Origin of the sequence: Priestia aryabhattai (assembly GCF_023715685.1) — a bacterium.
Taxonomy (GTDB): domain Bacteria; phylum Bacillota; class Bacilli; order Bacillales; family Bacillaceae_H; genus Priestia; species Priestia aryabhattai_B.
This window is the reverse complement of sequence record NZ_JAMBOQ010000002.1, coordinates 164,846-187,395: the sequence shown is the minus strand read 5'-3', so window position 1 is coordinate 187,395 and position 22,550 is coordinate 164,846. Positions and strand designations below refer to the sequence as shown.

Here is a 22,550-nt window from a genome sequence, read left to right as displayed (position 1 = left end):
TTTGTCTCGACTTCTATTTATGAGTGACTCTAAGAGCCTTGACTGCTTGTTTTGCCGCTTCTGCAATCAGTTTATCATTATACTCAGCATCTTTTTCCCTACGATTGGAAAGAATCGCAAGAACAATTGGCTCTCCTTTTCGGGGCCAAAGGATGGCGATATCATTTCGCGTCGCGTATGAGCCTGCGCCTGTCTTATCGGCTACTCTCCAGCTTTTCGGCACGCCCGCTCGTATTAATGCATCCCCTGTCGTATTTCGTTTCATCCAATCCGTTAGAAGTTCACGCTTTTCCGCAGGAAGTGCTTGTCCAAGTACATACGTTTGAAGACTTGTAGCCAATGCTCTCGCTGTACTTGTATCGTGGATTTCTCCTGGATTCACTTCATTTAAATCCGGTTCAAATCGCTCAGGCAGCGTCACATCATCTCCTATTTTTTCTAAAGCTTCTTTAAATCCGTCCGGTCCTCCCAGCTGCTGCAGAATCAAATTCCCTGCCGTATTGTCACTGTAGCGAAGCGATGCATCCGCAATTTCTCTAAGCGTCATGCCTGTATCAACATGTTTTTCTGTAATTGGATTATAGTTCACAAGGTCATCACGCGTATAAAAGATTCGCTCGTTAAGGTCTTCTATTGACTTCTGCTGTAAAAGTGCACCGACAGCGAGAGCCTTATGAGTAGACGTATAAGCAAAACGCTCGTCCGGGTGATACGTTACCGTTTTATTTGTACCGGTATCTAATGCATAAATGCCAAGGTTAGCATCATATTTTTCTTCAAGCTTAGCAAACTCTCGATCACTCATGGTTTCTTGTTTTTGACACTTCAGCGTTTCAGCCTGTACCCCGCTGCTTGAAAAGCCTACAGTCGCTGCACACGACAGAAGGACTGCAGGCATCATTTTTTTGAGCTTTGAGGTACGAAACATGTTTTTCCATATCTTCATTACCAGCCAACACCTTTCAAAAAAGTATTTAGTATGTATTTTCTTAGGTAGAGATTACCAACAATGCTATTTTATCAATTTTTTACACATACAAACATGATAGTTTTATCACATTTGTATAATAAAAGTGTCTAACAAGGAAGACGACTAGTATGAAAACCGTAAATATGTTTAAAAAACAGGCGGCGTAACTGAAAATAAAATAACGGCTTTCTCATCAAACGTATTCTCCCACTTATGCTTCAAATGCGAAGGGATTTTGACGCTATCTCCTTTTTCTAACACGTAAACTTCTTCGTCCAAATACACCTTAATTTTCCCTTCTAAGACGTATGCCACTTCCTCGCCTTTATGTGCTAAAGGAAATTCTGATGAAGACATCATCGGAGGGACTTCCATAATCGCTGTAGCTAGATTTCCCGTAAAGTCCGGTGATAATAACGAATAGGTTAACTCTTTTACTTTCATCGTTTTGCGCTCGTTCGACCTTACGACTAAATGAGATGTATTTATTTCTTCAAGTAAAAAGCTAAAAGTAGGAACGTCAAGGCTTTTCGCTAAAAGTTTAAGCGTTGAGATGGACGGGTTGGCTAATCCCCGTTCAATTTGACTTAGCATAGACGGCGTAATCTCCGCTAATTTTGCTAATTCTCGACTGCTTAGCCCCTTTTCTTTTCGAAATTTCTCTACTTTTTTTCCAATATCTATATTCTCCATTATGATTCCTCCACAAAATTGTTTAATTATATTTAAAATTATTAAATTATACTTAATAAACGGCATTAGTTATGTTAAATTATATTTAATAAATAAAATGTAGTTTGATTTTATCACAGCAAGGAGGAAGAAAAAAATGAATGACATCTTGACCTTTTTGGTACTCGCATTATTTGTTATTATGAGCCCTGGTATCGATACTGCTCTTATCACCAAACGAACGATGGTAGATGGACAAACGGGCGGCTATAAAATGGCATTAGGATTGGCAAGCGGCTCTTTAGTTCATACACTTGCCGCCGCGTTTGGTTTATCTGCTCTTCTCCTTCAGTCAGCCCTTGCATTTGAAATGGTAAAATACGCAGGAGCCCTCTACTTAATGTACTTAGGAATCTCAGCTTTCCTTTCTAAAAAAAGCGATACAGTTTCTTCTGCAAAAGAGGAGAAGTCAAAAGAAACATCTGCTTTTCGTCAAGGTCTTGTCTCAAACGTCCTTAATCCAAAAGTGGCGGTATTTTTCTTAACTTTTTTACCTCAGTTTGTTCAAACCGATCAAAATGTAACGCTTCAATTACTTCTTATGGGTATGACGTATACAATTCTTGCTATAACATGGTTTTTCGTATTCGTCTTTTTTATTAACTATTTACGAAAATGGCTCACAACACCTAGCGTTCAGCGCTTTATGGATAAAGCAACAGGAGTCGTTTTAATCGGGTTTGGATTAAAGCTCGCTTTTGAAAAACATAAATGACAAAAAAGCTATCTGAAATAGATAGCCTTTTTGTCATTTATGCAAGTCAGGTTCATACAGATAGAGTTTAAGATCAAGTTTTCCATCCGAAGAAACGAGTATCCCTTCCGCTTCAAGGGAAAGTTTTTGAACAAGATGCATTTCTTCGTCTTTCAATCCAATTTCTCCTTTGGAATTGATAACTCTGTGCCAAGGCAGTTTATGTTTTTTACTCATCGAGTGCAAAACTCTTACAACTTGTCTTGCACCTCGCGGACTTCCAGCCAGGCGGGCAATTTGTCCGTATGTCATTACTTTTCCACGGGGTATTTGTTTAATGATAGCTACTGCTCGTTCTGTAAAACTCACCTCATCCCTCCTTTTATCTCTTCTTTAGTACAACATTACCATAATCAATAAACAGTGAAGTAATCACTCGATTTTTCTTCAGCAACATTATAAGATAATATATAAGCAGTACGCTCATCATTGTTCAATATACTTCGGATAAATGTTTGCTGATCATTTCCTATTCTTCCACTAACAAATCTTTGTGCGAGTGGCAGCTTATACCTCATTTATGACACTGTGATTATAAAAACGTTACAGAAATCAACACAGCAAGGTACTTAGAAGCGTTACATGATAAGATAAAAAGTAGATACTAGTATGATTTCAAATTGATGACGAATAAGTAATCATTTAAAAAGTGGTGAGAAAATGACAAAATGGCTTAGTGTAAAAGAGTTATCTGAAGAAACGAGTATTCCTGCTTCAACCATCAGAAGATATATAGATAAATTTCAATATTTCTTTATACAAAAAGAAGATCATCGACCAAAACAATATGAAGCTACGGCTACGAACGTTTTACTGAAAATCAAGCAGCTTTATGATGAGGGCTATCAAGCAGAAGAAATCAATGAATCGCTGCAAAAAGAATTTTCTTTAACTATAAGCAAGGATCAAGCTGCTGTGTCTCTAGAATCAGCTGAAGACAAAGCTGAAGCAGTAGACCAACCGGTGGCAGACAACCAGCAGCAGACATCTCCTGAACTGCCGGTACAGCCTTCACCTCAACAAGAGCCTGATACAAAACAAATTCTTCAGGAAAAAGATAAGCAGCTTATTCAATCCATGCGCAAAAGCTTGCGTGAACAGCAGGCCATTTCAGAATTAGTAGAAGCTTCAAAAGAAAGCAGCGTAGTAGGTAAAAAGAGATCGATTTTAAAAAGGTTATTTAAAAGAAAAAAGCACTAGGTTTGCAAATAGCCTAGTCTATGAAATACCTTTATTTCTTGTCATTAAATTTATGTAAAACAAATTTTTTAAACTGTTTAGCAGCCGGTGATAGATATCTTCCTTCAATCCATGCCAATCCAATTACTCGGTGGCAATTAGCTTTAGCTAATGGGATTTTTACTATTTTACTTTGATCTATTCCGTGTAAATCTGGAAGGATAGAAATTCCTAAGCCGGCTCCTACAAGTCCTGCTACGGTATCAGCTTCCTCTCCTTCAAACATTATGTTAGGCATTCCCCCCGTCTCTTCAAATAACTGCTCAAACGTGAGACGAAGGGAAAAACCTTCTTTTAAGTGAATAAATGATTCTTTAGCAATTTCTTCTAGTGCGATACTTTTACGATCAGCATACCGATGATTTTTCGGCACAATCACAAACAGCTCTTCACTCCAAAGATGCTGCCACTTAATGAACGATTTCTCTTCCATTGGCGCAATCAAACAAAGATCTAATTCGCCGAGCTGCAGCTGCTCAAGAAGAACGTGAGAAGGGCTTTGTCTCAGCTGAAAATTCACCTTAGGATATGCACAGCGAAACGAAGCAATTAAATCTGGAATCAAATCTGTGCTGAGCGTATGTAAAAATCCAAGTGACACCTGCCCTTTTTCAGGATCTAGCAGCGCTTGAATCTCCTCTTGTCCTTTATCAAATTCTTTCATCATGTTATCTACACGCTTCAAAAAAACTTTACCATATTGATTTAATCGAATGGAACGTCCTTGCCGATCAAATAACGGCGCTCCTACTTCCTCTTCAAAACGAGCGATTGAACGACTGAGCGCAGGCTGAGTAATCAATAGCTCTTCTGCTGCGCGCGTCATATGCTGCGTACGTGCTAGCGTTTGAAAATATTTAAACTGCTGCCATTCCACTTCGTACCATCTCCTTATCAAGCGGCTCTACTCATTACATGTATGTATGGAAAATATAATTATAATGAATTATACATTATAAATAGTCGGTGTTACTATAAAAAATGGAAACATGCTCGAGGATGTTTGAAAGAATAACAAATAAAAAAACAAACCTCATTGGTTTGTTATGGTTACATATTGTGTAGTCAGTCTCTGTTTCAACAACGTTCGATAAGCCATGTTTTGTACCTTTGTACTGCAAGCGATTTTATTCTCGTACTCAGGCGGTAATCATCTATCTACGATTACGCATGTAATCGTCCGTCTCTCCGTTTGATTCCTTAGAGACAGTTCCCCTACCATTGTTTGGGTTTCTCGCTCGTGGGGTTTACCGCGTTCCACCTTTGCTGTTTCCAGCAAAGCTTCGTCACTGTGGCACTTTCAGGGATACTCGACCATATCCGAAGACTTAGGTGGTTTTTCCCGCCGTCAGCTAAGCTATAAGCCAAGCTGCCCTAGCTTATTTTTTCACTAGGCACGAACACTACGGGCATCTCAGCACCGTGCGAGCATGGACTTTCCTCTACATCAAATGATGCAGCGATTACCTGAACGTTATTTCAGATCGTGTATTAGTAGTATATGCATTTTAATGAGCCAAATCAAATGTAACTTTTGGTATGGATTCCATTTCAATTTTTGCAGCAAATTAAATAAAATAATTTGTTTCTGTACAATCTTTTTATTATATGGGACAGCGGCAAACCCAAGAAATATTCTCTTAATCCATTTCTATGGGGGGATACGTTGTTTCTTTGTAGAATATTCTATAAACTACATAAAAAGATAACAGAGGTGATTATAAATGAACGCTGATTTAAAATTTGATTTTCATACCCATCACGACCGATGCGGACATGCTCGCGGAACGATTCGAGATTATATAGAGGCATCTATTGATAAAGGCCTTGACATCATTGGGATTTCGGATCATTCTCCTTATTTTGCGAGCGAAGAAGACCAGCCGTACCCTCACATTGCTATGGGAAAAAGCGCATTCTCCGGATATGTAGCTGAGATTTTGAAACTAAAAGAAGAATATAAAGAAAAAATTGAAGTGCTGTTAGGTGTGGAGTCTGATTTCTTTCCGGATTATGCGGGGATATACCAAAGCAACTATAAAAAATATCCGTTTGACTACATAATTGGCTCTGTCCATCAAGTTGATGAAATTAGTATCTTTCATAAGACGCGTTGGGAAGGACTTTCTCAGCAAGAAAAACAGCGCACGAAAGAAACGTATTATCAATTGATCGAAGAATCCGCTCGGAGCAGAATGTTTCAGATCCTTGGTCATATTGATGCTATGAAAGGATTCTATCCCTCTTTTTCTTCCATCCAGACAGCTGTAATTGATCAGACGCTAAAAGTGATTTCAGCACATGACATTGCCATAGAAGTGAATACATCAGGCAAGACCAAAGACTGCGGAGGCTGGTACCCTGCAGACGATATCTTAGAAAGAGCACTGCACTACGGGGTAAACATTACATTTGGCTCCGATGCCCATGACCCAGAACGCATTGGTGACGACTTTGAATTGGTAAAAAAGCGCCTTAAAGAAATAGGCTTTACAGATTGGGTCTTTTTTAGACAGAAAAAAATGCAGGTGGCACCTTTGTAAAACGGTGAACTTAAATAGACTGTACACCAATGAAAACATGCCTGAAGACACGCGATGTTCCTTCATCTGGGTGTCTTCAGGCATATATTTTTTACTGTGTAGCTTTGACTTTTCTGTGTGAAGATAAATCTTCTCCATTTGTCTCAATTACTTGTTGATACCAGTAAAAGGAATCTTTTTTAGATCGTTTAAGAGTACCCTTTCCTTCATCGTCTTGATCCACGTAAATAAAGCCTTATAGTCCCTCTACTATCTCCGGCTCTACTATTTTCCCACATAAAACATCCACATTTTATTTCAACTGTGCTACATTTAACTAAAAATGCTTTCTTAATCGAGGGATACAATTGTGAATTTAGATTTAACAGCTTATATAACGCTTATCTGCACGTCCGGTGTTCTTAATTTATACTTGTGTTTTTATGTATTTATTAAGCGACACCACTACGCCAACATTGCGCATTTATTTATTCTTCATACAGGTTTCACCACTATTTATTGTATTGGTGCGGCATTTAGCTTACTATCTGTCACCCTCGGGGAAATGAAATTTTGGACCGTCATTCAATACATCGGCATGCCTTTTTCACCTCCTGCAGGACTGCTGTTTGTTATGCAGTATGTAGGCATAAAAGTAAGAAAAAAACATGTTTTGGCACTTTTTATCATTCCTTTTATTAGTTTAATCATGGTGGCAACAAATGACTGGCATCATCTTCACTACCGAGTGTTTGAAATTGACCCAGTTTTAGGTGCTCCTTACATTCATCAAGAAATTGGGACATGGTACATGATTCATGGGATGTTCATTTTTTCATCTATGTTTGTTGCTTTTTTGCTCGCCGTTTACCGCTGGAAGGAAACAGCAAAAGCTTACCGCCTGCAGTTAATCGCATTGATGGTTGGTCAATTAGTCCCCATGGTCACAGCTTTCATTTATTTAATGGGCTTTACGCCGCAGGGAATTGATCCAGTCCCTATGGTTTTATGGGTTTCTTCTTTCTTATATTTATGGTCTATTAACTCGTCTCGTATGTTTACGGTCATGCCTATCGCTAAAGACGCGATATTTAACAGCATCAATGATGGTGTTATCGTGCTTGATGAAGCTTATAGATTAATTGAATTTAACCTAGCGTCTAAGAACATGTTTCCGCAGCTGAAAAAATCGATGTTTGGAAAACGTTTTGCTGATATTTGGTTAACGTTATCGGGCAGTTCATTTCCTTTTACATTAGAAAATACAAAAAGCAGCCAGGAGCTGCAGCTTTCTTCTTGGGATCAATCTCAGTATACGTATCAAGTTCGTACCTCCCCTTTGCAGTATGCTAACAATAGTCACGGTTTGCTGCTTATTTTTACAGATATTACGGAGCTAAAAAGACTTCAGCTGAAGCTTGAAAATCAAGCTTATTACGATGAGCTCACGCAAATTTATAATCGCAGAGCTTTTTTTCAGCACAGTAAGCAAGCATTCGATGAAGCAAAGAAGTTCGCATCTTCTTTTACGTTTCTTTTAATTGACATTGATTATTTTAAAAAAGTGAACGATACGTATGGTCATTCTGCCGGCGATCAAGTGCTTGTACATGTCGTAAAAGCCTGTCAGTCCATATTACCGCAAGTAGCGCTTTTTGCTAGGTACGGCGGTGAAGAGTTTGTACTCGCGCTAAAGGGCTATACATCATCAGAAGCTGAAGTCCTTGCCAATCAGCTTCGCAGGCACGTTGAGACTCAGCCTTTACTAATTAATGAAGGAACCATTTCTGTTACGCTCAGTCTTGGAGTAGCACAAGCAGCAAAACAAGAAAATGAAACATTAGATGACCTTTTAAATAAAGCAGATATCGCCCTGTACTCTGCCAAACAAAACGGACGCAACCAAGTACGTGTGTATGAAGAGATAAAAGAAATCCTAAAAAGAACCTGAACTAATATGTAATACTGAATTTAAGATAATTAAAGAAATCTAGTAATTACTACACGACGACACATGTTGTTTAACAATGTAGTTTTAAGGCGTATCAGCACTTTGCTTAATTCGCCTTTTTTTCATGATTTTTTCTTCGTTTTATCACGACATTTTGTGGTTTTATTGAGACTTTTATCGCTACATTTAACCTTTTTATCACCACTTTTATTACTACATCTTACTAGTTGAAGCGAAATAGTAATTAATGGTTGACCTTCCTTTATTAGTTAACATAAAATAGAACATATATTTTGTTTAACACTATCTTAAATTCTTTCATTAGCATGGGGGGTCTTTATGGAAAAGTATTTCTCGGTTAAAGAAGTAACAGCCCTTTTGGGCTACAAGAATGAAGAAACGATAAAAAGAAAGATAAAAGATGGAATGTTTCCAGGTGCCATCCAAAACAGCCGCAAAGAAGGTTGGAAGATACCTTCAAGCGATGTGGCAGCCCTTTCGGGTACTGCTCTAAAAAAAGTTCAAGATAAAAAGACCACTACCTCTCAAGATTTCAATAAGTCTGAATTAGTTAAGTTGGCATATCAAGTAGCAACTCTCGCTTCTCCTACCGAGGATATTCAGAAAATTTTGATTTCTTTACCGTTAGAACGTGCACTTGAAATCTGCCTCATTTTAAGACAGCAAAGTAGACCTATTGATGACCCCTACAAATTTGTTAAAGCTGCTAAAACGAAAAACTGGATACCAGACCCGATTACAAATGGAGAAAAAAAGAAATTAGTCGATTTCACTCAACATGATTATAAATCGTCACCCTTAAACGAACAACGTACAGGAACCATCCCTCTCTACAATTGGCTCAAAGAAGAATAAAGGTGGTTAGATAACGATGGGAAGTTTGTATCATCATGTAAAATGCCCCGAAGGGGCAATGGCTAAGAAGTTCAAGTTAATTGTATTGGACAAACATCTTAAACCGTTCTTGCCTCTCACTGTTTTTTATAAAGAGGCATTAGGCAGAATTGCAGAAAGCAGTGCTGAATCCTATCTAAAAACACTCTATACCTTTTTCACCTGGCTGCATACGGACAGTAATTACCAAGGAAGAACTGTAAAGTGGGATGATGAACCTCATATTGTACGAGTAGCAATAGAGGATTTTTTAATGCATGAAGCTCACTGTAAGGTTACAACAAGCGATAGCAAAACGTATTACAATGTCAAGTTAACACAGAAAAGCCCTAATACGGTCAGCAGGATGTTAAGTGCTTTAAAATTTTTTTATAAAATCATGATACATGTAAAGATATATCTTTACCCCAATCCACTTATCGATGCACACGCTATTTTAGAAGAGCACCGAGACCAAAGAGAAGGCGTGAGGGAAGGAAAGCCAAGAATGCCTAAAGAGGCAGGTACAGAAGAACCACTACCTATAAGAGCTCGAAGATTAACCGACTCTTTTTTTAAGGTTATAAATGGCGAGTGGAAACCTCAGATTATTGATGACCCTCACCTCCCCTTTATGATTTATAAAGCAGGAGATGATAGTAAGTGGAAACTTAGAGATGAAATTATTACTAGAATGTTATTTCAAACGGGTGCAAGAGCAAGAGAGGTCATTGAGCTCACATTTGGTGACTATCGTGCTAGGAATGATAAAGGTGAGTTTGCCACCTTTAATAAAGGAAGCCATGGAAAAAGAACAAAATTTTTAAAAGTCGATAATGACACACTAAAACTACTTGACCGTTATATCCATGGTGAGAGAAAGAAAGTTGATAAAAAAGGTTTGAAAATGAATAACATGCCTGATGAAGCTCCCATATTTCTTAATCAGCATGGAAATCCCTACACTTATGATGCCTTTCTAAAAAATTGGTCAACTATCACGGACAAAGCAGAAATAAAAATCAACATTCATAAAACTCGTCATTGGTTCGTGACCCGTAGCATTCGGATGATTCGCGAAGAATACAAGGATAAGACAGAACAGGACAAGGCAATTGAACGGTTGCGAATTTATATGAATTGGAGTGCAAAAGCAGACACAATGAAAGTTTATGAGCACCACGTTGATGAAAGGGATTATGTGACAGTGGAGCATAGGAGATTTCTAGAAAGGATGGAAAAGGAAAGAGAGGAGTATTTAAAAGAGAGAGAAACTCGTAAGAGGACTCATCAACCTTCGGTCGAACCTCGAAATAAGGTTACTCAAATGCCTGAAAAACAACATGAACTGATGAGTTTTATTGAAGAACTTAATAGTTAACTTATCGATGAACCAAGGGGTGTTGGCATATGATGGTGATGGATGAATTAGAAAGCAAACGATGGTATCAAGAATTAAAAGGCAAAGTTAATGACGACATCCTTGTCTATCAGGATAAACGAGGTTACCTTTGGGATAAGGTTCATCCTGAGCATTTGCGTTACTTCAAAAACAACTGTTGTGGTTATCCTTTTACAAACCACTTAGCATTAACGTTGATAGTAACGTCAAATCTAAACTTGAATCCCGCGTCTATTAAGGCTCGGTTGAGCCCGATGTGTGTTGTTCTTAGAGAACTCTTTCAAGAACTTAAATTGGCAAGTGTTCATGATTTTGATGTAGATATCCACCTATCCAATTATTTAAGACGGGAGATTCTTCCCTCTCATTCAGATAATAAGAGAAGTTCATTCCTTTTTTCGTATAAAAACTTTGGTAGAAAAGTGCATAAATGGTATTCGACCAAGTTAGCAACGGAACAAAAAGAAATGTTTACTCCTTTTCTTTTCCCTCTACCAACTTTAGATGGAAGAGATTTTAATGTTTCAAAATCAGCCATCGAAGCAGCTAAAAGTAAACGAAAATCTGAAACAGACGCCATTTCCAAAGAATTTATAAAAATCCGTGCCGAAGGTGGATTTCGTTTGAACCAAGTTAGGCGTTTGCGGCGGAAATACCTAGAGGCTGTGGAAGTAGTAAAAACTAACAATTACCCCCTGCCTTTTGACTTTGCTTATCTTGAAAATGAGGAACGTGGAGAGGTATCAAAGGAGCTTTTTTCTTTTCGGTTATGGGACAAGCCATCGTTCACACTTCATCATAGTGAAAACTTCACTTCAACAACCATTAATAAAGCAAAGGCACGAAAGTCTACTTTTTCAGAAGAGAAGAACGAGTACTTTGTCGAGTTTTTAAAGGCAGAAATAGTAGATGACGAAACTGGCGAGCCATTAGAAGAAACCGAAGGTTTTTGGTTTTTACCCATTTTAGAGCATCAATTAGTGGGAAGTTGGTTTCAATATTTAAGTGAAGAACAAATAAATGAAAAGCTGAAAATACTGGAAATGTACGGATATAAGGAAACAGGAGTAGAAAGTAATAATGCGCCTTTCCTTCCTTCTCACAAAGGTCTTCTAGCACAAGGGACTTTTATAACTAACTCTCAGAGATATGCCGATGGCATCTTAATGAACGTTGAAGTTTTATACATTACAGCTCTGTTCGGTGCGACAATACTAGATATATTTACTTCGTCAGGTGCAAGATTAGGTGAAGTGGCTCAAATTCATTTGGGTATTGGGTGTTTGGACCAGGGAACTATCAATGACCAAAAAACAAATGTAGTAAAAACTTCGTATATGTTTAGAGCTATACCCAAAGGAAGAGATGAACTTGCAGTGTTTTATGTTAACAAAGATACTTTTGATTTAATAAAGGAAATTGTTTTTTACCTTAGGGATGTAAATTATGAGGGCTCAATTCCAAAAGTGAAATTTCAATATCATAAGAGTAATGGGTTATCACGACCAGAACACCCCTATTTATTTCAGCTTCATGGTAAACATTTTGGACATAAAACTTTTGCAGCTATTTTGAACTTCATCTGTTTCGGATTGATTTATGAGACACAAGATAAGAAGTTGGTAAAGCTGAAACCTCACTTACTACGCCACGGATTTGCAACACATGCGGTACAGACAGAGGAACTTCCCGTTGATGTGGTAGCAATGATACTGAATCAAAAGGATTTAGAGGTTACAGGATATTACTCTCAGCCTACCCAAAGCCAAGTAGCAAATGTCGTCACTGATTTTCACACCTCCATGATTACTCAAATTGACATGATAAAAGAAGTTTTAAGGCAACCAGAAGAGCTACAAGCTCTTTTTGAACGTCAAAGAAAAATTAGTGGACCCTTTAGTAAGACGGTTGGGGGCACATGTGTTACCAATAAGATTTGCCCAATAAAATTTGAATGCATAGGCTGCGGTACGAAAATACCTGAACCAGAACAAAAGCATGAGTTACTTGATTTTCTAGGCTGGGCAGAAAAATCGAAGGAATTTTACGAAGGAAAAGGCTTTAATCTGGAAGTGATGAAAATAAAAAAAACCATACATGATGCCAAAGTTGAATTGAAAGAAATAGCATTAATCGAAGAGTATAGGAGAGATAAGGAGAATGAACCAAAACTTATCATTAGAAAACCATAAAAGTGGCTTAGAGAGTGAATATGAGAAACGAAAGGTTAACTCCTTTGAACTAGGTAAACAAGCAATAGATGACCTCCTTGCGGAGGGTAAAGATGTTACTCTGCATAATGTATCTAAAAAGACAAAAGAGCTTGATGAACAAGGAATTCATTTTAATACGATTAGAAATCATGAAGAACTCTATGCGTATTATAAAGAAAAAAGTAAGAGCTATAAGAAAAAACAGAAAGAGCTCGAAAAACATCGTCCCTATCGAGAAAATAAAAAACATACCTTTCGCGAATTCGAACAATTAAATCCCGACAGGGATTTAAAGAATGTTTACAAACAATATATGCGCCTTACGAAAGCTGAATTAGCAACACGTTTAATAGAAGCTGAGCAGTATATCGCAAAAAGAAATGAAGAGTATTTGAAAAGGTTATTTGAGACGTATGAGGGATAAAGACTAACTTAACACCATAAGTTGTCGTGATAAAAATACAAAAACATGTCGTGATAAAAGGAGTGGTATAACCCACTCCTCTTCTTATCCCTTATAATTGTTTAACAACATGTACCAATTTTTAATTAAAGCCTCAAATTTTATTTTGATTAAATTTCAGTAAAAAGTCTTGTTTCGGTTCTTTTTGCTTTTTAAAAAATATCGCTAACATTCTTTCAATTATCAAGTAAAAGTGCTAAAAGACTTGATTTTATCTATGTATTTGCAAATAGAGCATCCTATAAACTATATGTAGATCAAAAAAAGGAGAGATACAGATGAAGATTACACAAATTCGTAATGCCACTCTTATTGTCGAATACGCAGGCAAAAAGTTTTTAATCGATCCCATGTTAGCTGAGAAAGGTACGTACCCTCCTTTCCAAAATTCAATCAGACAAGATCAAAACAACCCTTTAGTGAGCTTACCGACATCCGTTGAAGAGATTATTCGTGATATAGACGCAGTTATTGTCACTCACCTCCATTTAGACCATTTTGACGATGCAGCTAAACAAGCTTTGCCAAAAGATATTAAAATGTTTGTTCAAAATGAAGAAGATGCCGCAGTAGTAAGAGATGCCGGTTTTAAAAATGTAGAAGCACTAACAAGAAACACGGTCTTTGAAGGCATTGAACTAACCAAAACAAAAGGCGAACACGGAAGAGGAGAAATTTTAAAGCTTGCCGGCTTAGTATGCGGAGTTGTTTTTAAACACGCTCGCGAAAAAACGCTCTATGTTGCTGGGGACACGGTATGGTATGACGCTATTCAAGAAGAAATCAACACACATAAACCAGAGGTCATTGTCGTAAACGGCGGAGATAATCAATTTTTAGAAGGCGGTTCTCTTGTGATGGGGAAAGAAGATATTTACGAGGTGTACAAAGCGGCCCCTTATGCTACCATTGTTTCTGTCCATATGGAAGCTGTTAATCACTGGACGTTATCACGAGAAGAATTAAAAAGCTTTATCAAAGAAAAAGAAATGGCGTCTCACGTCTTTGTTCCAAATGATGGCGAAGCCTATACCTTTTAAGTAAAAACGAACAGAAAGTCTCTGTTCGTTTTCTTTTATAGCTTTTTATTTATCAAGAAGAAGTAGTAGTAACTGCTGAAGTGCTTGCGATAACCGCCAACATAGCGGCTTGCTGGGCTTGAATAATCGTTTCAATCGTTGTATAGATGCCTGTTTCGACCAGTCTAGAATCGGTCAGTTTTTCACTGATAACTAAATTAACCGCCAGCATAACATTGATATCTTTGTGCCACTTAAAAAGTTTGTCTGCATTTAGCTGTTTCACCACTTCATAAATGACTTTAATTTCATTTTCTGGTCTTTCAAACAGCGCTAATAAGCCGATGATCGGGTAATGCATTGCTTTCACTTTGATACCTGCAGATTCACAGATTTCTTTTACCGATATACATCTTTCAATAAGTGTATCTGCATCTAGCGTTTTATCGATCGAGAGAATATGGCTTAGAAATTGAAGGTCATTTCCTTTTTTAAATCCATGCTGCGCTAATGTGGTATAAAAGTTTTCGATTTCATGCATCAAATCATCGACGGATTCGCTCGTTTCAGCTAACAACACAGCAAGAGGTACATCACCGCTTGATGTGAGGAAAAGATGCTTCTTTTTCATTCCTTGATAAATTTCTACTGACCTTCGGATCATTTCTTTATGATTTCGACTCGACTCATTCGACAGCATAGCTGACGCAGCAATATACGTAAATGCTCCTCTAGTAAATCCGCCTTGTACCAATTGATCATATACATCAAGAAATTCACGAAACGTATCTTGAGGATTCTTATAGCGGGTATCTAGCATGGCTGCTATCGTAAACCGCTGTGATGATTTTAATGTAGAAAACATCCCTACTTGATTCTTAATATAGTCACTTAAATCTATATAATGCTGAAGTTGGAGCGATTTGCCTTTCACTACATACATAGAAGCGATAGCCATAAACTGCTTTGGGTCTGCTACTTTCCATTTAAGCTCATTTTTTAAACGTGTATAAAAACCTCTATACTGATCTACTTTTTGTTGAATCGTTTCCGGGAGCATATCAACACTTCCTTTATTCATCGTTAGCTTATATACGTAATATCTCAATAAAAGTTTCAATATTTGGTAAATCCTCTATGTATTTATTACATATAAAAAAGACCCCGGAATATTCCAAGGTCTGTTTGTTCAGTTTTATTTATTAACCTCTTCCCGCTTGGAAAGAAGGATATTTTGTCATACCGCCATCAGCAAATAGTGTAATACCTGTTACATAGCTTGCTTGTGATGATGCTAAGAATGCCGCAACTGATGCGATTTCTTCCGGGTTACCGATGTAACCCATTGGAATCATGCTTTCTACGTCTGCACGCTGTTCTGGATCTGCGAATTTTTCAGCGTTGATTGGGGTATCGATTGCACCAGGTCCAATGTTATTTACGCGAATACCTTTTGGCGCATATTCAAGAGCCAATGTTTCCGTCATTAGTTTCATACCGCCTTTACTTGCTGCATAGTGAACAAATAGTGGCCAAGGAATCATTTCGTGAACGCTAGACATGTTAATAACGTTTCCTTTAATATCATTTTCAACGAAATATTTAATCGCTTCGCGGCTTCCTAAAAACGCGCCTGTTAAGTTTGTATCAATGACTTGATTCCAGTTTTCTAATGATAATTCATGAGAAGGAACTGGATTTTCAACACCAGCGTTATTAATCATAACGTCTAATGTACCAAATTCTTTAACAGCTGTCTCTACAAGATTCACAACGTCTTCTTCTTTTGTTACGTCACCTCGAACAATAATCGCTTGACCGCCAGCTTGTTCAATTTCTTTTTTTACTTCTAGCGCTTCGTCTTCATTGCTGCGGTAGTTTACAACCACTTTTGACTGTTCTTGACCAAAACGAACGGCCATTGCTCGTCCCAATCCTTTTGATCCGCCTGTTACAACAACTACTTTATCTTTTAAATCTGTATACATCTTGAAGTCCTCCTACTTTTCCTGCTTAATATGTCTTACTATACTGTACTAATTACAAATACAGTTTAGGTTTTAAAAAGAGAATAAACATTTATCTATCTCTTCTTTCTCAAACTGTCATTCATTTAAAAAGTAGCAAATTCACTTTTACTCCTTTTCGTTACTTATCGTAACCAAGAGAAATAAAGTAGTCAAACTTTTTGTTTTATCATTCTTATTATTTATTTTTACCACGTACTCTCTTCATCTTTGTTCCCCTAGGATATGGCTTCACACTTCCAATTAACACCTTTTCAAAAGTTTAAACTTTTTCCCTTGCAATTCTCAAATCAATGTATTATATTGTTGATGTATCAATTATTGATATATCAAACAATTGTCCGCAATTAAAAATATGAAAATGCACAATAAATATTTTTAAACCCACACGAGAAAGGAATAATTACTATGCCTATAAAAGATTTTAATGAAATTGCTTTAAAGCGCCGTTCAATTAAAAAATATGACCCTTCAGTAAAAATTAGCCGTGAGGAAATGGAAGAAATCCTTACAGAAGCTATGCGCGCTCCTTCTTCTGTTAATATGCAGCCGTGGCGCTTTGTTGTAATTGAAACACCAGAAGGAAAAGAAAAGTTAGCTGAACTTGCGAAGTTTAACAGCGAACAAGTTAATACATCTTCAGCTGTTATTGCCGTATTTGGTGATATGAACAACGTCGAATATGCAGACGAAATTTTCGGTAAAGCAGTAGAACTTGGGTATATGCCTCAAGACATTAAAGAACAGCAGCTGAATTTCTTCAAGCCGATTTATGAAAACATGCCAAAAGCAGATATGAAGGACATCGTTTTGATTGATTCAGGTCTTGTGTCTATGCAGCTTATGCTTGTTGCTCGCGCTCACGGATATGATACAAATCCAATCGGCGGATACGAAAAAGAATTAATCGCAGAAGCATTCGGTCTGGATAAAGAACGTTATATTCCAATTATGCTTATCTCAATCGGAAAAGCAGCAAGCGAAGGCCATGCTTCTTACCGTTTACCGGTCAATACAGTTACAACTTGGAAATAAGCAGCAGCTAGTTCTGTTCATTGAATAAAGAGCTAAAAATGTGAATTAAAAGGAGACTCTCTGATGAATAACTATCAAGAACTTACAAAAAAACAACTTTCATTCTTTCGCAGCGGTAAAACAAAAAACGTTGTGTTCCGTATGGAGACGCTAAAGAAATTAAGAGAACTTGTTGTGCGTCATGAAGACGACATTTTAAAAGCAGTAAAAGCTGATCTTAATAAACCAGAGTTTGAAGCAAAACGTGCAGAAGTTGGCCTTGTGCTAAGCGAAATCGACTTTGCGCTTAATAACCTTGTAGAATGGGCAGCGCCAAAAGAAGTAGAAACGCCATCTACTCATGCGGGAGCAAAAAGCTATATTTATCAAGATCCGTACGGTTTAGCTCTAGTGGTTGCACCATGGAACTACCCGTTCCAACTTGCTGTATCACCGTTAGTAGGAGCAATTGCTGCAGGAAACTGCGTGGTGTTAAAACCTTCTGAATTAACACCTCATACGTCAAGCCTTCTTGCTGCAATGATTAACGAGAACTTCTCTGAAGAATACATGACTGTAGTCGAAGGAGAAGTAGAAACAAGCACTGCTTTACTAAAAGAAAACTTTGATTATATCTTCTTTACAGGAAGTACAATGGTCGGCAAAATTGTGGCAGAAGCGGCAGCCAAACATTTAACTCCTGTTACACTAGAACTAGGTGGAAAAAGCCCTACAATTGTACACGAAGATGCAAATATTGAAGAAGCAGCAAAACGTATTGCGCGCGGAAAATTTGCAAATGCTGGTCAAACTTGTGTAGCTCCAGACTACATTCTTGTTCAACGAAATGTAAAAGACGAGCTGCTAGCTAAGTTAAAAGAAGTGGTAACAAACACATACGGTGAAGATGTTTCACAAAACCTAGATTTCCCTCACGTGGTGAGCGAAAAGCATTTTGATCGCCTTAGCAATTTCTTAACGAACGGAAACGTAGTGATGGGAGGCAAAACGGACCGCTCTCGTCTGTTTATTGAGCCAACCGTTCTTGACAACATCTCATGGGAAGACGATGTGATGCAAGATGAAATCTTTGGACCCATTCTTCCAGTAATGGTATACGATGAAATCTCAGAAGTAATCGAGGCAATCGTGAAACGTCCAAAACCATTAGCACTTTATCTTTTCTCTGAAGATGAAGCAGTCCAAGATCATATTTTAAACAGCGTGTCATTTGGCGGCGGTTCTATTAACGATACGATTAACCATATGACATCTCACTACCTTCCATTTGGCGGAGTGGGCGACAGCGGAATGGGTGCGTATCACGGAAAAGCAAGCTTTGATACATTTTCACATGCAAAAAGCATCTTAAAACGTTCAAATAAATAAAAAAAAAGCCGAAGTCACACGTTGACTTCGGCTTTTTTACTAGTTAATTTGTTTAGCCATTTGTTCATATTGTTCTTCTTTTTCTGTAGAAATAGCTAAATCGCAAAGAATATGTAAAAAATATTTTTTATCTTGAACAAATAGATACTCTTCTTCAAAGCCTTTAGAAATGTATACCGCAAACTCCCAGATGTCGTCGTAATAAGCTGGTCCAATGGCCTCAGCTAGATTTCCAAGCGTTTTGAGCAGTTCCATTGTAATGATAATATTACGTCTAGCATAGTGCCGGATATTAGCAAATCCATCATACAAAAAGTCCTCAAACTTTTTGTCAGGTATCACCATTCGTATGATACCGCTATTATCAACTAAATAAGAAGAGAATTGACTAGCGTCACAAATTTCCCGAAGAATATCGCTAATTTGGTGAATGGAGTTAACCGCCGTTTTGAAGTCATCATTTCCTAACGATTTAATCGCCATCTCCACAAACTTCGTAATAATATACGTAGTATCTTGAATATCAGTTTGAGATTTCCCTACATGGACATATTGGTGAAAAATGGTGTGATCAATTTCATCATCCTCTATAGAATCTCTATACCAATAATAAAACAATACGGTTCCGCTGAGCACATAATCCCCTACTTCACGCTCCATTTTTATGACTAAATTATGCTCTTTGGCATAGTGAATCAATCGGCTATAATTCACCGTTTGAATATAGCCAGATGTTTGAATATATACCGGGTTTTTCTCTCCTTCAGGAAAGGAAAACTGTTCGTTATGACTAGATTGCGTTCGATGAATCTCCAGTTCTTCGCGGATTGTCGTCTCAATTGCTTTTATGGACGCTGTTTTCATCGATTGAGTCATGTGATTTACTTGCAGCCACTTAACAGAATGATTAATAAAGTAGACAAAAGTGCCTGCACTAAAAACCGACAGCGCCGTCGTCACAAAAGGAATAGCAAAATACCCATCTACTTGTGAACTGTTCAAAAAGAGAAAGACAAAAAGTGTATACAAAAAACTCCCTATAAAAATCCCTAGAATTCGCTGAGTAGATTTAGAAGAAGCAAAGTTTTTTAACACTCGAGGAGAAAACTGAGCTGCAAAGGATGTAAACACAACAAGCATTAAATTAAAGGTAAACGTCGTAATTGACAGAATTCCAGGCATAATGGTACTAACTAACGTATTAGTTAAACTCATGTTGATTGAAAAAAATGAAGGAACCTTCTCTCCTACTTTGCAATAATAGTCAAGAAACAGCGTCAATGCAGCTAAAAGAACAGAAAAAAGAGCATAAATTAAGGGACTAAACCATATTTGGCTATTTAACTCATCTTTAAAAGCACGAGGAGAAAGCTGTTTCCTTGCAGCTATCCATCTAAATGCGTTCATACAAAACCTTCCTTTTCATTTGTAAATCTCTAACTTTTTTCTTAGTTCCCTTAAATTTTCTAATTATGCTTATACAATGGAAAAAATCTATTTTTTTAAGATATAGCCAATACAAAAACATAAAAACCAAGCTAGTTCTATACCAGCTTGGTTCTTTGCGTTATTTTATTACTAGCCTCGGCTCGCTCCACCGCCTCCAGAGCTTCCCCCACCGCCTCCGCGAGGACCGCTACCGCCTCCTCCGCCTCTTCCTCCAAACATTACAAGGAAGTTTAGCAGAAATTGAGTAATCGCTCCTTTAAAAAAGACGAAGTCGACTATAAGCAAGCCCACAATAACGGCTGCAATCAGCAGCGTTTGAAGTGTTGTTAAATGAACACCGCTATCAGAGGAAGCGGATGCTTTTGGCACTTTTTGTTCGAAATCTTTTCCTAAATCATACTCTTTCACGACTTGGTTATAAACAGCTTTGTATGTACTTTCTAGAGCCATATCGTATTTGTCATTTTTTAAGTTAGGAATGGCATAAGAGTCCAAAATTTCTCCAGATTTGATATCGGTAATAGCTCCTTCTAACCCGTATCCTACTTCAATCCGAATTTTCTGTTCCTCTTTAGCAAGTAAAATAAGAACGCCATTATTCAGCTTTTTATCACCGAGTTTGTACTTTCGAAAAGCTTCATTTGCGTACTCTTCTAGATCTGAATCACCTAATGAATTCACGGTAAGAATAGCTACTTGAGCTTTGGTTTCATCATCTAACTTTTTGCCCATTTGATTCATTTCAGCTTTTTCCTGGTCGTTTAACAGATGAGCAAAATCTTGAACGTAAATATCGCCTACCGGATTCGGAATATCAGGTGCAGCAAAAGCAACGCTTACTGTATTACATAAAAGAGACAATAATAAAGCAAACGAAGCTAGGAATTTCATCATTTATCGCTCCCAAAATCAACTTTCGGCGCTTCTTTTTCTTCATTTGTTACTTCAAAATATGGTTTTTTATCAAAGCCAAACGTACGCGCTAACATATTTTTAGGAAATCTCTTAACGGATTTATTATATTGTGTGACTTCATCGTTATAGTCTTTACGCGCTACAGCGAGTCGGTTTTCCGTTCCTTCTAAGCTATCCATTAAACTTCTGAAGTTTTCGTTAGCTTTTAAATCCGGGTACTTTTCGACCACTACAAGCAAGCGGTTTAATGCGCCGCTTAATTGTTGATCAGCGTCTGCTTTGTCCTCAGGAGTTTTAGCTCCAGCTAACTGCGCTCTTGCCTGAGTTACTGAGTCAATTGCTTCCTGCTCATGCTTAGCATAGCCTTTTACAGTTTCCACTAAGTTAGGAATTAAATCAGAGCGTCTTTTTAATTGATTATCTACTTGGGAAAATTTATTATCTACATTTTCCTCTGCGCTAACGAAGCTATTGTAAGAGCTAACTCCGTAAATCACAACAATCGCTACCCCAATGAGCGTAGCGATCAAACCTTTGTTTTTCAATGTACTACCTCTTTTCCTCATCAAAATAATGAATCTACTTACTACTACGAGCCATGGGCAAAAAAGATTCATTATTTACCAATTTTATTTATTTTGAACGTATGCTGTAGATAAAGCATCTTCTAACAACCAATCCCTCTATAAGATGAAATACTTTCATACTACTCTCATCGCAAACTCCTCATTTCTCAAACACTTTTCTCTATCTAGTCTTTCTATAATTTAGCACACGTAATCCTTGTCGATTTTATTCCGTTTCATAATATAAAAAAGGAATGGCTAAGAACCATTCCCTTTTTGGCTTTTTCCTCGCTAATAACCAATTTCACGAATAATTTTTGGCTTAAGACCATCCTTCGATCTTGTATGCCACTTGGTGAAATTCAGGAACCGTTATAAAACGATAATCGTTCTTTATTAAATACTTAATAAGTTTCGGCAATGAAGTAACAATGTGATCCCTCGCTCCGCTGCCGTATCGGTCCCCATCGTGCATGACAATAAGATTCTTTTCTTTTAGGTTTTTAATAGTATGTTGATAGATGGCCAATGGATCTTCTTCACGCCAATCCTGACTATCTACATTCCATAGAACAGACGTCATTCCCAATTCCTTAATAGCAGCAAGAGTTGTATCATTTATTGAACTGTAAGGTGGACGAAATAGCTTTGGAGAATAACCTATTATTTTCTCTATTTGAACATTTGTAGAAGTAATTTCTTTCCACAATTCACGCTTAGAAAGCGTTGTGATATTAGGATGACTCCACGTATGATTTCCAATTACGTGCTTTTCTCTATGAATACGTCGGATCAACTTTGGAAATTTTTCCGCTTCTGAACCTACGACAAAAAATGTCGCACGTACATTATATCTTTTTAGAATTTTTAAAATAGCAGCCGTGTAAGCTGAGGGTCCATCATCAAACGTTAACGCAACATACTTTGGTGAATTTTGGTTCATGTTTTCTCCCCTTATATAAAATAGATATAGAAATAAACCCCTCAATTGATTTGCGTAAGTTGAGGGGTTTTACGACGAGACAATTTTC

21 protein-coding genes, 1 other RNA gene and 1 pseudogene are annotated in these 22,550 nt (G+C 37.5%); 11 read left to right on the top strand and 12 right to left on the bottom strand.

The features are described from left to right. Nucleotides 1-13 precede the first annotated feature (13 nt). Both bla and M3225_RS07575 read right to left on the bottom strand, forming a co-directional pair. Nucleotides 14-946, bottom strand: a complete 933-nt coding sequence (bla, locus tag M3225_RS07580; protein ID WP_251392189.1) for a class A beta-lactamase — start codon at nt 944-946, stop codon at nt 14-16. 171 nt (nt 947-1,117) lie between these two features. After that, on the bottom strand, nt 1,118-1,663 hold the full coding sequence (locus M3225_RS07575; protein ID WP_251392187.1) for a cupin domain-containing protein: 546 nt from the start codon (nt 1,661-1,663) through the stop codon (nt 1,118-1,120). A gap of 136 nt (nt 1,664-1,799) precedes the next feature. On the opposite strand from M3225_RS07575, the gene M3225_RS07570 reads away from it, so the two are divergent. Next, nucleotides 1,800-2,417, top strand: a complete 618-nt coding sequence (locus M3225_RS07570) for a LysE family translocator (protein ID WP_251392185.1) — start codon at nt 1,800-1,802, stop codon at nt 2,415-2,417. Between the two features lie 33 nt (nt 2,418-2,450). Here the strand turns inward: M3225_RS07570 and M3225_RS07565 are convergent, their stop codons facing one another. Continuing rightward, nucleotides 2,451-2,765 (bottom strand): MGMT family protein, encoded by a 315-nt coding sequence (locus tag M3225_RS07565; RefSeq protein WP_251392183.1) that lies wholly within the window; start codon nt 2,763-2,765, stop codon nt 2,451-2,453. Nucleotides 2,766-3,116: 351 nt separating this feature from the next. Here M3225_RS07565 and M3225_RS07560 point away from each other — a divergent pair, with 351 nt between their 5' ends. Next, nucleotides 3,117-3,656 carry a MerR family transcriptional regulator gene (locus M3225_RS07560; protein WP_251392181.1) on the top strand — a complete coding sequence of 180 codons (540 nt, stop codon included), beginning with the start codon at nt 3,117-3,119 and terminating at the stop codon, nt 3,654-3,656. Nucleotides 3,657-3,687: 31 nt separating this feature from the next. On the opposite strand, the gene M3225_RS07555 is transcribed toward M3225_RS07560, so the two are convergent. After that, a complete protein-coding gene (locus tag M3225_RS07555; RefSeq protein WP_251392179.1) occupies nt 3,688-4,572 on the bottom strand; it encodes a LysR family transcriptional regulator in 885 nt (294 codons plus the stop codon). Nucleotides 4,573-4,781: 209 nt separating this feature from the next. Further along, an RNA gene (gene rnpB, locus M3225_RS07550) (RNase P RNA component class B) lies at nt 4,782-5,170 on the bottom strand. 249 nt (nt 5,171-5,419) lie between these two features. Between rnpB and M3225_RS07545 the strand changes: the two genes are divergently transcribed. Next, the gene (locus tag M3225_RS07545) at nt 5,420-6,238 is read left to right on the top strand and encodes a histidinol-phosphatase (protein ID WP_251392177.1); all 819 of its coding nucleotides are present in this window, start codon (nt 5,420-5,422) and stop codon (nt 6,236-6,238) included. Between the two features lie 91 nt (nt 6,239-6,329). Here the strand turns inward: M3225_RS07545 and M3225_RS07540 are convergent. Further along, a pseudogene (locus tag M3225_RS07540) lies at nt 6,330-6,473 on the bottom strand (family 1 glycosylhydrolase); the annotation flags it as partial. Between the two features lie 114 nt (nt 6,474-6,587). Here M3225_RS07540 and M3225_RS07535 point away from each other — a divergent pair. The 6 genes from M3225_RS07535 (at nt 6,588) to M3225_RS07510 (ending at nt 14,180) form a co-directional block, all read left to right on the top strand. Continuing rightward, a complete protein-coding gene (locus M3225_RS07535) occupies nt 6,588-8,168 on the top strand; it encodes a sensor domain-containing diguanylate cyclase (RefSeq protein ID WP_251392169.1) in 1,581 nt (526 codons plus the stop codon). Between the two features lie 339 nt (nt 8,169-8,507). Next, nucleotides 8,508-9,044, top strand: coding sequence for a helix-turn-helix transcriptional regulator (locus M3225_RS07530; RefSeq protein ID WP_251392168.1), 537 nt, complete (start codon nt 8,508-8,510; stop codon nt 9,042-9,044). Nucleotides 9,045-9,060: 16 nt separating this feature from the next. After that, nucleotides 9,061-10,443, top strand: coding sequence for a tyrosine-type recombinase/integrase (locus tag M3225_RS07525; RefSeq protein ID WP_251392167.1), 1,383 nt, complete (start codon nt 9,061-9,063; stop codon nt 10,441-10,443). A gap of 29 nt (nt 10,444-10,472) precedes the next feature. Further along, nucleotides 10,473-12,656 (top strand): site-specific integrase, encoded by a 2,184-nt coding sequence (locus M3225_RS07520; RefSeq protein ID WP_251392166.1) that lies wholly within the window; start codon nt 10,473-10,475, stop codon nt 12,654-12,656. Beyond that, nucleotides 12,625-13,101: a hypothetical protein gene (locus tag M3225_RS07515; RefSeq protein ID WP_251392164.1), complete on the top strand. Its 477-nt coding sequence runs from the start codon at nt 12,625-12,627 to the stop codon at nt 13,099-13,101. Before M3225_RS07520 ends, M3225_RS07515 begins: the two co-directional genes overlap by 32 nt. A 317-nt stretch (nt 13,102-13,418) precedes the next feature. Next, nucleotides 13,419-14,180, top strand: a complete 762-nt coding sequence (locus tag M3225_RS07510) for an MBL fold metallo-hydrolase (RefSeq protein WP_251392162.1) — start codon at nt 13,419-13,421, stop codon at nt 14,178-14,180. Nucleotides 14,181-14,232: 52 nt separating this feature from the next. Here the strand turns inward: M3225_RS07510 and M3225_RS07505 are convergent, their stop codons facing one another. After that, nucleotides 14,233-15,219: a DUF4003 family protein gene (locus tag M3225_RS07505; RefSeq protein WP_251392160.1), complete on the bottom strand. Its 987-nt coding sequence runs from the start codon at nt 15,217-15,219 to the stop codon at nt 14,233-14,235. A 142-nt stretch (nt 15,220-15,361) separates the two neighbouring features. Further along, complete coding sequence (gene gdh / locus M3225_RS07500; protein ID WP_034650269.1) at nt 15,362-16,147, bottom strand: glucose 1-dehydrogenase; 786 nt, start codon at nt 16,145-16,147, stop codon at nt 15,362-15,364. Nucleotides 16,148-16,594: 447 nt separating this feature from the next. Between gdh and M3225_RS07495 the strand changes: the two genes are divergently transcribed. Further along, a complete protein-coding gene (locus tag M3225_RS07495; protein ID WP_251392158.1) occupies nt 16,595-17,221 on the top strand; it encodes a nitroreductase family protein in 627 nt (208 codons plus the stop codon). A gap of 63 nt (nt 17,222-17,284) precedes the next feature. Next, nucleotides 17,285-18,589 carry an aldehyde dehydrogenase gene (locus M3225_RS07490; protein WP_251392156.1) on the top strand — a complete coding sequence of 435 codons (1,305 nt, stop codon included), beginning with the start codon at nt 17,285-17,287 and terminating at the stop codon, nt 18,587-18,589. Between the two features lie 39 nt (nt 18,590-18,628). Here the strand turns inward: M3225_RS07490 and M3225_RS07485 are convergent, their stop codons facing one another. The 4 genes from M3225_RS07485 to M3225_RS07470 form a co-directional block, all read right to left on the bottom strand. Further along, complete coding sequence (locus M3225_RS07485) at nt 18,629-19,996, bottom strand: DUF2254 domain-containing protein (RefSeq protein WP_251392153.1); 1,368 nt, start codon at nt 19,994-19,996, stop codon at nt 18,629-18,631. Between the two features lie 171 nt (nt 19,997-20,167). Next, nucleotides 20,168-20,929: a TPM domain-containing protein gene (locus M3225_RS07480; RefSeq protein WP_374109824.1), complete on the bottom strand. Its 762-nt coding sequence runs from the start codon at nt 20,927-20,929 to the stop codon at nt 20,168-20,170. Beyond that, nucleotides 20,929-21,498 (bottom strand): LemA family protein, encoded by a 570-nt coding sequence (locus M3225_RS07475; RefSeq protein WP_251392148.1) that lies wholly within the window; start codon nt 21,496-21,498, stop codon nt 20,929-20,931. Before M3225_RS07475 ends, M3225_RS07480 begins: the two co-directional genes overlap by 1 nt. 343 nt (nt 21,499-21,841) lie before the next feature. After that, on the bottom strand, nt 21,842-22,462 hold the full coding sequence (locus M3225_RS07470) for a polysaccharide deacetylase family protein (RefSeq protein ID WP_251392146.1): 621 nt from the start codon (nt 22,460-22,462) through the stop codon (nt 21,842-21,844). Nucleotides 22,463-22,550 lie beyond the last annotated feature (88 nt).